The following is a 13,672-nucleotide window of genomic DNA, read 5'->3' on the forward strand; positions in this document are numbered from 1 at the left end:
GTAGTTGGACATCCCTCCTTAAAATAAGATTCAATAGGAGGTATGCAGGATGAACAGGGATAAAACGGAAACGTTAATTCAACAAATGGAACACGCCAGACAACACTTGCATGATCTTTACGCAGAGTATGGCTTCGGACATGCTTGTGTACTTGAACAGTCTATGCTTTTGGATGAACTGATTAATCAGTACAACCGTATGTATCAGACCAGAAAGCAGCCTCACCATGTTTTGGATCAGATCATTAACAACGACGATGTTATGTTCAGTCCATCCTCCCCTTTCTCTTTATGCAAAACTGTGACTTCTCCCACGTAATGTTTATTATTATTCTATATAATGGCTTATTTTAAAATAAAATACATATTCATGTCATAAAATGTTAATCATTTTTTGGGGGCAGCATACTAAGGCAACAAAAAAGCAGAGCTCCATAAGAGAGCCCTGCCAAAGTCCATTGGATTTATAACCCCATGCTGAAACACAGACGCACAAGTTTAGCCAAGCTCCTGCGTGCTTTTGGAAGCGCGCTTAGAGGAAAGGAACTGGAAACGAAACGCATGCCAGTTCAACCGCTGTCTGCCTTTGGAGCCAACAATCCAGTTGCCGCCGGGCAGATGGGCAAAGAGCCAGCTGATGCCCAGAGAAACACTTGCCACGACGACAAACGTAATGAGCGTAGCTGTAAAATGATGATCACCCAGTGCAAGCGGGCGGGTGTAGTAGGATATAAAGGACAGCACGAGCGCATGGGCCAGATATCCTCCGAAGGAATAGCGTCCAATCCAGTTCAGCATACGGCGAAACGGCTCGGATCGCTGGTCTTTTTGCAAATGAAGCAGCAGTCCGTACAACAAAAGCAACTGCGAGACAATCAGCACGAAGGTGCTTGGTTTCAGATAAGTAGAAATATTGAGATTGATCGTATCACCCGACTGGATCAGCATCGTGTGACCCATGAGCATGAACAAACCAATAAAGACAAATACATTCCACGGCAACGTCTGTCGGGCCAATCCCCGCCAGGTGTCCGTCATATAGGCGCACACTGCGCCCAGCATAAAATAGAAAAAATACATAACAAAGTTATAAGTGCGGTAATCTAACAGAGTCTGCCAAAAGGACGGCAACCCAGTGCTCCATGCAGACATGTCATAGTAGGACCATTGTAACAACAAAGCGTAAGCCGCAGCGGCAATCAGCATAACAGCCAAAACAAGCTGTTTGCGTCTTTTTGTGCTGTAACGACGTAGAAACGCTTGAACCTGCCCGGCTGCTTTTGAAAATAAAGGAAACAAAATATAAAACTGAAAGATCATCACTACAAACCATAGATGATATCCGCTGACGGGGATGATCATTTCCTCGAACATACCTTTGTAAAAATAAATATTTCCCCACTGCGCCGTTGACCAGTTTTGAGTACATACCCAATAAATAACCGTCCAGCAGAGGAAAGGAACATAAATATCTCGAAACCGCCTGCCAATATAGCGAGGGTAGCCAATCGGTTTGTTACCATTATAAAAAAGCAGCGCCGCAGACAGGAAAACGAACGTCGGTGTGCCAAAACGTGTCAAATGATACAGCATCGCGAGCATCACAGAATCTGGCTGTTGGATGTCGCTGCGATAAATATATTCGCCAATGCAATGCTGAAGCACGACAGCGAGGTAGGCAAGGCCCCGTAGTTCTGTCCACTCCGCGATACGCGGCTTGCTCATCCTTATCACTCCTTTTCCTCAAGATACGCACATGGTTTTCCTAGCACAATTGTAGGTATTGTAACGTAGAAACATTAGTGCAGGATTAACGCCACCTGAAAGTAAGAAGAGTGAAGTAGTTCCAATTTAATATGATTGCGTTTACAATCTAAGTGAAACCAGAATAAATTAAAGTGAATTTATAACTTAAGGATACACACAGGAAGAGGAGAGGAAGGATGAAAAAAACGCTGCTGGTATATATGCTGTTGATTGCGGCCTTTGCTCTCTATGTGTTCAGGTATGAACAAACTGGCCCGTTGAATGGTACTTGGGAAGATAAGGGGCTACGAGGCAGCATCGGAGAAACGTATATGATGATTACCTTCCAGTCTGGTTTGGAGTATTGGAAAAGCGGGCTCAAGGGTTTCGAGGATGCAGGAGATGCTTTGGGGGTGACCGTAGAGTATCGGGGAGCTACCCGTTATGATGCGCAGGAGCAGACGACCGTTATTGAGCAGGCGATTGCTCGTAAGCCCGCAGGGATTGCCATATCAGCGATTGATCCTCACTCTCTGATTCCGGTAATTAATAAGGCGCTGGATGCGGGAATTCCTGTGGTACTGTTTGATGCCGAAGCGCCGGGGAGTCGGGCGTATTCTTTTTTGGGCACGGATAATTATAAGGCGGGCGTGACCGCTGCGGATAAAATGGCAGAGCTGTTGGGACGAGAAGGTCAAGTCGCTGTTTTGACGCTACCCGGTCAGCAAAATCATGAGGAACGCTTGCGTGGCTTTCGCGATACCATACAGCGGCAGTATCCTGCCATGAAGGTGGTGGAAGTAGCGGATGGCCGCGCAGACGCGATGGTCTCCCGGGATGAGTCGCAAAGGCTGATGAAAGCTTATCCGAAACTGGCGGGCATTTTTGTGACCGAAGCAACGGGAGGAACAGGTGTAGGTGAAGCGGTACTGAGTCAAAAAAACAGCCACCCGCTGAAAATCATTTCTTTTGATACGAATAAAGCGACATTGGATATGATTCGTGGTGGTACAATCTCGGCAACAATTGCCCAGGGAACATGGAATATGGGCTATTGGTCGCTTCAATATCTGTTCCATCTGCATCATCATTTGACGACTCCTGCGCCTTCTTCCACCGGAGACAACACTCCGCTGCCCGTGCGGGTAGACACTGGAATCTCTGTTGTCACCCAGACGAATGTAGATGATTATTATGCGAAATAAATTTTGGAAGCGTATCCAGCTAGGAGTGCACCACATGATGCCGCGGTTACGCTTGCGCAATATGCCCTTACGCTATCAACTCATGCTGCTGTTCCTGTTGTTTGGCATTGTACCTTCGCTGGGATTAGGTCTGCTGGTCAATTGGACGGTGGAACGGATTATTGAGCGGCAGGTGGAAGACCATACGATGCAGTTGATTGGCAAGGTAAACGAAGCACTGGACACCAAAATGGAAAATTTGCAGAACATGACGTATCTGATTGCTTTTAACCCTGATATCGGGGAGTTCTGGAAAGGGAAGACGCTGGCTGACGGCCACGCGGGTCATGCGGGTATAGTAACGCCGGAAAACCAGGGGGAGCAGACTCAGAACTCGGTGCAAAATCAGGCTCTCAGCTCCAAGCAGGCATTAAGTTCTGTACAGGAGCAGGATACGCTGTATAAAATGAAGCAATTTTTGCAGGGCTATACTACGTTATATCCTGAAATTGCAGGGATTCTGATCGTGAACGAAAAAGGCGACTATATCAGCAACGAAATGTATGCTCGAAGCACGCGTAGCCTGACGGAAGAAGATTGGTACCAACAGGCGGCGCAGCATGCAGGCATATTCACTGTGCTAGGACAGCCGAGCCACCGTAATGTGACCACTCATGTCCGGTACAAGGACAGTGAAATTGTCTCCGTCGTTCGTTCGGTTACGGATTCGGAAACCGGACGCGTGCTAGGCGCGATTATGATTGACCTCAAGCTACGGGCTGTGTCGCAGGCCGCCAGAGATGTAACCTTGGGCAAAAGTGGCTATTTAATGGTGACAGATGCTAAGGGACGCAGCGTGTACAGGCCGGATATGCCTTTGATTGAGCGCATTCCACCGCAATGGTTCGGGGCAGGTGACAGCGGGATGTTTACCCGTGAAGCTGGGGGCAGAGAATTGCTGTTCATGTTCAGGGCTTCTGAGTTCACGGGCTGGAGAACAGTGGGGGTATTCCCGGCACGCGAATCTACACTGGAAGTGCGGCAAATTCAGTTCTATGTCGTCTGTTTTGTTTTCATTGTATGTCTATTTGGCTTAACGGCATCCTTGCGATTGTCGAGTTCCATTGCGCAGCCAATTTTCCGGCTGATGTCCTATATGCGGACGGCAGAGACAGGGGATCTTACAGTTCGCCAATGGAGTGACCGTGGGGATGAAGTCGGAATGCTGGGGCGGAGCTTTAACCGGATGCTGGAGCAAATTCGCCGTCTCATGTCACTTAGCGAACTGAGAGAACGGCAAAAACGGGATGCCGAGCTGCGCAGCCTTCAGGAGCATATTAAGCCCCATTTTCTATACAATACGCTAGATACGATTCATTGGATGGCCCGAAGAAATGGAGCAGACGACGTATCTGACATGGTAGGAGCGCTATCGAGATTGTTCCGTCTCGGGCTGAGCAAGGGGGATGACTTTATTCCGCTGCGCTCCGAGATTGAGCATATATCTAGCTATATGCAAATCCAGCAAACCCGCTATCGTGACCGACTTCGCTGGGAATTGAATGTACCCGACGAGCTAAAGGATCTGTTCGTGTTGAAGTTAATGCTTCAGCCTGTAGTGGAAAATGCGATTTATCACGGCATCAAGGCCAGACGTGGCCCAGGCACGATTTGGATAGAAGCTAAAGCTGAAGGCGACAAGCTGCTGCTGACGGTGCGTGATGATGGCGCAGGGATGGCGGCAGAAAGGCTGCGTGAGCTGCGTGAATTGCTGGAAATACCGCTGGAGGCGATGGAAGGACAGCAGAAGCAAAGTGGGGCTAGTACAAATGGTAGAAGCTACGGCATGCTGAATGTACAAGCGCGTATCCGGCTGTCTTTTGGTGAGGAATATGGAATTGTACTGGATAGTAAAGAAGGAGCAGGCACCTGCGTGACGATCATTCATCCGCTGCTGCTGGATATGGCGCAACTGAAGAAGCCGCATGAAAAAGGAGAGGGTCAGGATGACGAAATCAAAGGGCAGAGACAACTCAACGACGGTGAGTCTGATTGACCAGGCCATAACGGAAGTGATAACAGGGACAGCACAGCGTTACCAAGTATTGATTGCAGATGATGAGCCGATCATCCGAGAGGGGATACGGGATTGCATAGACTGGGCGGCACTCGGCATGGAGGTTACAGCTGAGGCGGAGGATGGTGAAGAAGCGCTGGAGCTGGTGGGTCAGCTTAGCATAGACATCATGCTGGTCGATATGAATATGCCGTTCATGGACGGGATTGAACTAATTCGTCGGCTGCGGGAAGTACGTCCGGAGTGCCGCTGTCTAATCATTTCCGGGCATGATGAATTTGCTTATGCGCAGGAGGCAGTCCGACTTGGCGTAGAGGATTATATCTTGAAGCCGGTAGATGCTGAGCAGCTTCACGCTGCGCTGTCACGGCTCGGTCAGCGGCTCGAGGAAGAGCGTAAGCGTGCCGCCTATGTAGAACAAGCTGCCGGGCAGATTGAGCGGAATATTCCGTTGTTGCGCCAGCGGTTTTGCCTGGAATGGCTGGAAGGGCAACACACGGGCATAGACGTCATGGAGCAGTTGGCGTTTTTACGGCTTCCATCGCGCCCGCCTGCTCAGATCGGTGTCGTACGGTGGCCAGCGGCAGAGGCCCGGCAGACGATTATGCGCGAGAATGACCGCCAGTTGTTTCTTTTTGCCGCTGAGAATATTATTGGCGAACTGCTGGAGGACCTGCCACATGTATTGTTCCGCGATGCGAACGGGCTGATCGGCATATGCCTGTGGCAGGAGGCACCCGAGACGATTGGCGCTGCCATGGAGCAGGCGATTGGACGCTACCTGAATATAGCGGTTCATACGCATGTGGAATCCAACGCGGGTGGGCTGGAAGGCGCAATGGATGCGTACCGGGTGTGTCGGGATCGAGTGTATGGCGAATCGCAGCTTTCTCCCATCGTACGCCGTGCTCGGCAGCTTATTCAGGAAGGCTACGCAGACCGGGAGTTGACGCTGGAAGCCCTTGCCTCGCGGCTACAAGTATCCGCCGTATATCTCAGCCGTGTGCTGAAAAAGGAGCTCAACGACAGCTTCGTGACCCTCGTCACGCGTGCCCGTATCCGTAAAGCAGTGCAGCTACTGGATTCCACGACGTTGTCTATCTATGATATAGCAGAACGTACGGGTTACGACAGTCAGCACTATTTTAGCACCGCTTTTAAAAAGACCATGGGTGTGTCCCCTGTGCAGTACCGTAAAGGCGGGGGAATTCAGGAAAATTCGCTGGAGTAGGAATGATTGGCATGTGGAATTGTCCTACACTGTTCTATGATGATAAATGCTAAAAAATGTGTGTGTAATCACACCTACGCATTCAGGGGTTTGTTACGCTGGGGATAACGAACAAGTATCTATCAATATTTGGAGGAAAACGATATGTTTTGTTATCAGTGTGAACAAACGCCGAGTGGCGGGTGTAAAGTAATTGGGGTGTGCGGGAAAGATGAGACGATAGCAAGCTTGCAGGATACGATGATTTTTGCATTAAAAGGGATTGCTGCCTATGCGACACATGCTCGCCAGTTGGGCTATACCGATCCTGAGGTAGATCGCATCACGCATGAAGCGTTATATATGACCTTAACCAATTCTAACTTTAATGTACAAGAGCATTTGGAAATGGCGATGAAGGTCGGAAATGCGGCTGTACGGATCATGGATGTGCTGGATCGTGCGCATACGGATCGTTTTGGCATTCCGCAGCCGATTACGGTCAGCCAAAATAAAATCGAAGGCCAATGCATCGTCGTGACCGGACATAATTTATATGCGCTGGAGGAATTGCTGCGGCAGACAGAGGGCAAGGGCATCAATATCTATACTCACTCGGAAATGCTGCCTGCCCACGGTTATCCAGCATTGAAGAAATATGCACATCTCAAAGGGAATATTGGTAAAGCCTGGTACGATCAGCGTAGACTGTTCGAAGAGTTCCCGGGCGCAATTCTGGCTACGACGAACTGTGTTATGCCGATTAAAGGCACGTATGCAGACCGCTTCTTCTCTTATGAAGTAGCCGGGCTGGAGGGAGTAGCCAAGATCATGGACGACGACTTTTCACCATTGATCGAGCGTGCGTTAGCCCTGCCAGCCGCAGATGTAGATTCGGAGCAGGTGCTTACAACGGGATATCATCATGAGACGGTCATCGGGCTGGCTCCTGAGATTATTCAGGCCGTTAAAGACGGACATATCCGCCGTTTCTTCGTCATTGCAGGCTGCGACGCACCAGGCAAAGGCGGCAACTATTATCGCGAGCTGGCTACATCCTTGCCGAACGATACAGTTATTCTGACCACGTCCTGTGGTAAATTCCGCTTTAATGACGTGGATTATGGCACCGTTGGAGATACCGGCATTCCGCGTTATATTGATTTGGGACAATGCAACAATTCGGGTTCTACTGTGAAAATCGCTCTGGCATTGGCGGATGCTTTCGGCTGTACAGTGAACGAGCTGCCTGTCAGCATTGTTCTGTCCTGGTTTGAGCAAAAAGCCGTTGCCATTCTGCTGGGCTTGTTCAGTCTTGGCATCCAGGATATTCGCATTGGGCCGAAGCCGCCTGAGTTCATTTCTTCTGGCGTGCTGGATGTACTAGTGGAGATGTTTGGCTTGAAGCTAATTACGACCGCAGAGGAAGATATGAAAGCGATGTTGGCATTGTCGTAAGAGATTGGTGGGGAACTGCAAAGCGCAGTTCCTTTTTTGTTTCATCGTTCATCGATTCTTATAAAGATGTCCGTAAGAATCTTTAATGCCAGTTCAGTATCTTTGGATTCACGAGTTCTAAGGAGAGTTAAAATGGTTTTTATACTTGAATGTTCTTCGGTAAGCTCATCATTGTCCTTCACATATGTAAGCAACTGATAGACGCCCACGTTCAATGCCTTCGCTATTTTCTCCAGATTTTTCAAAGATATATTTCTCTCCGCTCGCTCAATAAATCCAATATAACTCGAATTGAATCCTGCTTTTTCGGCTAAAGCTTCCTGGGAAAGCCCTTTAGACTTTCGAATATCTCGAATACGTGTACCGACTAATTCCAAAAGTTCTGACATGAATACACCTCTCTATAGTAAGGGTTCTACAAAATCGATTTCAATCGCTCCAAAGTGCAATATATAGACGAACTAGATCATCACGACCTATATATTATTATTGGAAGTCGCTTGTTGGATTTTGCAAAATCCTCTAGTTAGAAGTGTAGAGAAAGAGTTACATCTAATTAATAAGTGTTAGTAAGTAAATTGAATTAAAAACTACTATATAGTAATATTTATTAGGAAGCTTGTCCGGTAGCTAGAAAATTATACATCTTGATGGTTACATATTTGTGCTACGTTGCTCACATTTGTTTCAGGATTTTGCAAAACCCTTATTTATGAAATTTTAATTCAGGAGTTGATTCCCCATGAAACATTACTCCTTAAGTCCCCAACTACATAATGGTTCTGATTTCAAATTGCCTAAGTACAGCGACACCTACATATTCAATTGCATGATGGATTTTCAAAAGCTTGCCGAATACCAGATCAAGCTTGCACAGATGATGCGCGACCATCATCAGTTTCAAAACTGTCTCATTCTTTGTGATCGAGCGATGTTTTCTATGGCTAAGGCCATGTATGTTCATCGAAACCGAATCATTCCATCGTACATTCGATCCATGACTGACCTATTCCCTTTAATTCACACAGATGCTGAACCCAATTTAGATATGGTGCTGTTTATCGGTACGGTACATTATCTGGTTTCGGGAGAGGATGAAGCATCCGAGGAGACGATGAGACAGGAGGAAGTAGACAAGTTGCTTTATAAAACGGACTCTATTCTAGAGTCTCTGTCACAGCGGATCGTAGCTGATCCGTCTAAGCGGTATCCATCTATTTATAAAGAAAATTCGTTCAATGAATCGGTAGATCTTTTATCAATAATACCCGGTTCTTTTTGAGCTAATGATATAATGACGAAAAGGAAGATGTTGGATGATGGCTAACACCTCCACATCAGAAAGGGTGTTATTTCATATGCCTACATACAACAAACTGGTGCGGGATCGGATTCCGCACCTCATTATGTCTCAGGGTAAGGAATGTCGGACACGTATCTTGGAACCTGAGGAATATAAGCAGGAACTGCGAACGAAGCTTCGTGAAGAAGCCGGGGAATATTTTGAAGCGGACAAAGATCAGGATGCGCTGGAAGAACTGGCGGATATGCTGGAAGTCATCCGGGCGCTGGCAGAAGTACATGGGACGAATGCGGCAGAGCTGGACAAGCTGCGGGCAGACAAAGCCGAGGCACGGGGTGGCTTTCAGGAGCGGGTGTTTTTAATTGATGTAGATGAAGATAAAAGTTAACTAAATATTTCAAGGATAGCACATTCAAAAGGGGAGCTTGATAATTGGAGCTACCTTTTTTGTCTCTTTTTAAGCACCTAGTATAGCGAAAAATTTATAAAGTGGAAGTTATTTTAATTTATTTACAAGCCATATGATTATTTAGTCAACGAGTTTCATTTTATCTTCTCCAACTTCTAACTCCCCCAACACAAAGGTTAAAATTTTATAAAAAAAGTTCAAAACCAGCAAAGACCTTTCCCGGCCTGGAATGATACCATGTGTTTGCACATAAAAAAAGGAGAGGCACTCATTGCCTCACTTATGTAAGCGCTATCTCATTTCGACTCTAATCAGCACTAACCTGAGGATTTTACAAAATCCTTACCTTCAAATTGACCCGCATCACATGAGGAAAGGGGAACTTCATATGAAAAAAGGAGCTGTTGTCGTTTGGCTTCTGGTTTTGGCCCTGATGCTTTCGGCCTGTAATTTGGCGGAGAGTGGAACGGGCAGCAAGGAAAAAGGCTATGTGGGCATTTCCATGCCGACCAAATCGTCCGAGCGTTGGGTAGGAGACGGGGAGAATATGGTCCGGTTGTTTCAGGAGCAAGGCTATAAAACGGATTTACAGTACGCCGAGGACGTAGTGGAAAACCAAATCTCCCAAATCGAAAATATGATCACCAAGGGCGTCAATGTTATGGTGATCGCTTCGGTCGACGGAAACACGCTGACGGATGTGATTCAGAAGGCACACGACCGAGGCATTCAGGTCATTTCTTACGACCGTTTGATTCGCAACACACCGTATCTGACGTATTATGCGACCTTCGATAACTTCAAGGTGGGCGTACTACAGGCAGCATATATTGAGAAAAAGCTGGGACTCAAGGAAGGCAAAGGCCCTTTCAATATCGAGCTGTTCGGTGGTTCACCGGATGACAATAACGCTTATTTCTTCTTTAATGGTGCGATGTCCGTTCTTAAACCGTACATTGATTCCGGTAAGCTGGTCGTACGCAGCAAGCAGATGACGATGGCGCAGATCGCTACACTGCGATGGGATGGAGCATTGGCGCAGTCGCGGATGGATAATCTGCTGAGTGCCTACTATTCAGGGGCCAATCTGGACGCGGTACTATCCCCGTATGACGGCATTAGCATCGGTATCATTTCATCCCTGAAAGGGGTCGGATATGGATCAGCGAACAAGCCGCTGCCGATCATTACGGGGCAGGATGCGGAGCTGGCTTCGATCAAGTCCATTGTGGCCGGGGAGCAGACGCAAACTATATTTAAGGATACCCGCAAGTTGGCTGAGCAAACGGTCGTGATGGCCAACAGCATTTTACAGGGCAAGCAAGCGGAAGTGAATGACACCAAATCCTATAACAACGGTAAAAAGGTCATTCCTGCCTACTTGCTTGATCCGATCTCGGTAGATCGGACGAATGTGGAGAAGGATATTGTCGGTAGTCACTATTACACCAAAGAGCAAATCGGATTGAAATAAGAGCAGGAATCCAACCGAAAGGAGCGTATCCCATGACTGGAATCATTTTGGAAATGAAGGGAATTACCAAAACCTTTCCCGGCGTGAAGGCATTGGAAAATGTAAATCTCAAGGTCAAGGAAGGCGAAATCCATTCCCTGTGCGGTGAGAACGGTGCGGGTAAATCGACGCTGATGAAGGTACTAAGCGGTGTATATCCGCATGGAACCTATGAAGGGGATATTGTTTTCCAGGGCAAAACGTGTGAGTTCAAGGATATCAAGCAGAGCGAGGAACTGGGCATTGTCATTATCCATCAGGAGCTGGCGCTGATCCCGTATCTCTCAATTGCGGAAAATATTTATCTGGGCAACGAACGTGCCAGCGGCGGCGTGATTGATTGGAAAGAGACTTTTGTAGGGACACGCGATCTGCTGTCCAAGGTCGGTTTGAGTGAGAATCCTAATACATTAGTTACGAACATCGGGGTCGGGAAGCAACAACTGGTCGAAATTGCGAAAGCGCTCTCTAAAAGGGTAAAGTTGCTTATTCTCGATGAACCGACAGCGGCGTTGAATGAGGATGATAGTGAAAATCTGCTTAATTTGATGCTGGAATTTAAAAGACAGGGCATTTCCTGCATTCTCATCTCCCACAAGCTGAATGAGGTCGCAAAGGTGTCGGATTCAATTACGATTTTGCGGGACGGGAAGACGATTGAGACACTGGATATGAAAAAGGATGAGGTCACGGAGGATCGGATCATTAGCGGGATGGTTGGACGTGATCTGACCAGCCGTTATCCAGAGCGTCATGCCGAGATTGGCAAGGTCGTTCTGGAAGTGAAGGATTGGACGGTGTATCACGAGCATCATGCAGACCGCAAGGTGCTGGATCAGGTGAATTTGAACATCCGTCGCGGTGAAATTGTCGGTATTGCCGGACTGATGGGAGCGGGACGGACCGAGCTGGCGATGAGCATTTTTGGCAAGTCGTATGGACGCAACATTTCCGGTCAGCTGATTAAAGACGGCAAGCCGATCCAGAACAACACGGTTACAGACGCGATCAACAACGGCTTTGCCTATGTGACAGAGGATCGCAAGGAGTATGGCCTCATTTTGATGGATGATATCAAGCGTAATATTTCGCTGACTGGCCTGAACAAGCTGACGAAGGGCGCTGTCGTCAATGAGCAGGAGGAAGTCGTCATTGCAGAGGAAATGAAAAAAAGCATGAACATCAAAGCGCCGAGCATTTTACAGAAAACGGGTAACCTGAGTGGCGGCAATCAGCAGAAGGTGGTGCTGAGCAAATGGATTTTCGCCGGGCCGGATATTCTGATTCTGGATGAGCCGACACGCGGCATTGATGTGGGTGCCAAATATGAAATTTATACGATTATTCATCGACTTGCCGCTGAAGGCAAGGGAGTGCTGGTCATTTCGTCCGAGCTGCCAGAGGTACTAGGTTTGTGTGACCGGATTTATGTCATGAATGCTGGGCGGATCACTGGAGAGGTTAGCCGTGAGGACGCGTCGCAGGAAACGTTGATGAGATATATGACCAAGTCAGGAGGCGTGAAGCATGGAAACCATAACTAAACTATTTAAAAATAACATCCGCCAATATGGCATGATGATTGCGCTGGTCGTCATTATGATTTTGTTCGAGGTGCTGACGGGCGGCCTGCTGTTGAAGCCGATTAATATTACCAATCTGATTCTGCAAAACAGCTATATTCTCGTGCTGGCCATCGGGATGGTGCTGGTTATCATCACTGGACATATTGATTTGTCCGTCGGCTCCATAGCTGCTTTTGTCGGTGCGGTTGCCGCCATAATGATGGTCGATTGGCAGCTTCCAGCATGGATCGCTGTGATTGCATCTTTGCTGGTCGGAGCGTTAATCGGCGCATGGCAAGGGTTCTGGGTCGCTTATGTACGGATTCCGGCATTTATCGTTACATTGGCAGGAATGCTGCTCTTCCGTGGATTGACCATGATCGTGCTGGAAGGTCAATCGATCTCTCCATTTCCGGGGGGCTTCCAGAAAATCAGTTCAGGCTTCCTACCGGATTTTTCATCTACCGGTTATAACCTGGTATCCATCATTGTCGGCATTGCACTCACGGTATGGTTTATCGTGAACGAACTTCGCGAACGTCGTTCTCAGCTTAAATATGGATTCGAGGTTCCGTCACAAACGTTATTTGTACTCAAGTTGATTGTGGTAGCTGCGGTCATCAATCTGTTCACCTTCATGCTCGCGAGCTACGCGGGGATACCTAACATTCTCGTGCTGCTGTTCATACTGATCGTTGTGTACTCCTTCGTCATGAACCGCACGATTATGGGCCGTCATGTGTATGCGTTAGGTGGAAATGAAAAGGCAGCGGGTCTGTCCGGTGTCAAAACGAAAAAAGTAACGTTCTGGGTATTCGTTAACATGGGCGTGCTGGCCGCCATTTCCGGTCTGATCTTTGCTGCACGTCTGAACGCGGCTACGCCGAGAGCAGGTACGAACTTCGAGCTGGATGCCATCGCAGCCTGCTTTATCGGTGGAGCTTCGGCGTCTGGTGGGATCGGAACCGTTTTTGGAGCCATTATCGGTGGTTTGGTCATGGGCGTACTGAATAACGGTATGTCTCTGATCGGTCTGGGTATTGACTGGCAGCAAGGAATCAAGGGCTTGGTGCTGCTGCTGGCGGTTGCCTTCGATATTTACAACAAAAACAAAAGATCTGCTTAAGCTCAGATTCGGTATCGTAAAACAAGAAAACCTCCAGTTCCACTAGAAATGTGGATGCTGGAGGTTTTCTTGCTTGTTGGG

General features: G+C 47.8%; 11 protein-coding genes and 1 pseudogene. 10 read left to right on the top strand and 2 right to left on the bottom strand.

Features of this window, described 5'->3' with window-relative positions; all coding sequences use genetic code 11:
• Positions 1 to 49: 49 nt before the first annotated feature.
• A pseudogene (locus MKY35_RS05575) lies at positions 50 to 232 on the top strand (aspartyl-phosphate phosphatase Spo0E family protein); the annotation flags it as partial.
• Positions 233 to 498: 266 nt separating this feature from the next.
• Here MKY35_RS05575 and MKY35_RS05580 read toward each other — a convergent pair.
• The gene (locus MKY35_RS05580) at positions 499 to 1,725 is read right to left on the bottom strand and encodes an acyltransferase (protein ID WP_342445832.1); all 1,227 of its coding nucleotides are present in this window, start codon (positions 1,723 to 1,725) and stop codon (positions 499 to 501) included.
• Between the two features lie 218 nt (positions 1,726 to 1,943).
• On the opposite strand from MKY35_RS05580, the gene MKY35_RS05585 reads away from it, so the two are divergent.
• From MKY35_RS05585 to hcp, 4 genes are all read left to right on the top strand, one after another.
• Entirely contained in the window at positions 1,944 to 2,951 is a 1,008-nt protein-coding gene (locus MKY35_RS05585) for a substrate-binding domain-containing protein (RefSeq protein ID WP_342445833.1), read from the top strand.
• Positions 2,952 to 2,985: 34 nt separating this feature from the next.
• Positions 2,986 to 4,986, top strand: coding sequence for a sensor histidine kinase (locus MKY35_RS05590; protein ID WP_342445834.1), 2,001 nt, complete (start codon positions 2,986 to 2,988; stop codon positions 4,984 to 4,986).
• Positions 4,937 to 6,238: a response regulator gene (locus MKY35_RS05595; protein ID WP_342445835.1), complete on the top strand. Its 1,302-nt coding sequence runs from the start codon at positions 4,937 to 4,939 to the stop codon at positions 6,236 to 6,238. Before MKY35_RS05590 ends, MKY35_RS05595 begins: the two co-directional genes overlap by 50 nt.
• A 144-nt stretch (positions 6,239 to 6,382) precedes the next feature.
• Entirely contained in the window at positions 6,383 to 7,675 is a 1,293-nt protein-coding gene (gene hcp, locus MKY35_RS05600; protein ID WP_342445836.1) for a hydroxylamine reductase, read from the top strand.
• A 41-nt stretch (positions 7,676 to 7,716) separates the two neighbouring features.
• On the opposite strand, the gene MKY35_RS05605 is transcribed toward hcp, so the two are convergent.
• A complete protein-coding gene (locus tag MKY35_RS05605; RefSeq protein WP_029516129.1) occupies positions 7,717 to 8,064 on the bottom strand; it encodes a helix-turn-helix transcriptional regulator in 348 nt (115 codons plus the stop codon).
• 353 nt (positions 8,065 to 8,417) lie between these two features.
• On the opposite strand from MKY35_RS05605, the gene MKY35_RS05610 reads away from it, so the two are divergent.
• The 5 genes from MKY35_RS05610 to mmsB all read left to right on the top strand — a co-directional run bounded on the left by MKY35_RS05610 (position 8,418) and on the right by mmsB (position 13,591).
• Entirely contained in the window at positions 8,418 to 8,957 is a 540-nt protein-coding gene (locus MKY35_RS05610; protein ID WP_342445837.1) for a hypothetical protein, read from the top strand.
• Between the two features lie 76 nt (positions 8,958 to 9,033).
• Positions 9,034 to 9,366, top strand: a complete 333-nt coding sequence (locus tag MKY35_RS05615; RefSeq protein WP_342445838.1) for a nucleoside triphosphate pyrophosphohydrolase — start codon at positions 9,034 to 9,036, stop codon at positions 9,364 to 9,366.
• Positions 9,367 to 9,775: 409 nt separating this feature from the next.
• Positions 9,776 to 10,861: a multiple monosaccharide ABC transporter substrate-binding protein gene (gene chvE / locus MKY35_RS05620; RefSeq protein ID WP_165144542.1), complete on the top strand. Its 1,086-nt coding sequence runs from the start codon at positions 9,776 to 9,778 to the stop codon at positions 10,859 to 10,861.
• A gap of 32 nt (positions 10,862 to 10,893) precedes the next feature.
• Positions 10,894 to 12,444: a multiple monosaccharide ABC transporter ATP-binding protein gene (gene mmsA, locus MKY35_RS05625; RefSeq protein ID WP_342445839.1), complete on the top strand. Its 1,551-nt coding sequence runs from the start codon at positions 10,894 to 10,896 to the stop codon at positions 12,442 to 12,444.
• Positions 12,428 to 13,591, top strand: a complete 1,164-nt coding sequence (mmsB, locus tag MKY35_RS05630; protein ID WP_023987351.1) for a multiple monosaccharide ABC transporter permease — start codon at positions 12,428 to 12,430, stop codon at positions 13,589 to 13,591. The genes mmsA and mmsB overlap by 17 nt, the downstream gene beginning before the upstream one ends.
• The last annotated feature ends 81 nt before the right edge of the window (positions 13,592 to 13,672 follow it).

The sequence above is a fragment of the Paenibacillus sp. FSL L8-0638 genome (genome assembly GCF_038593075.1).
Lineage (GTDB): Bacteria > Bacillota > Bacilli > Paenibacillales > Paenibacillaceae > Paenibacillus > Paenibacillus polymyxa_D.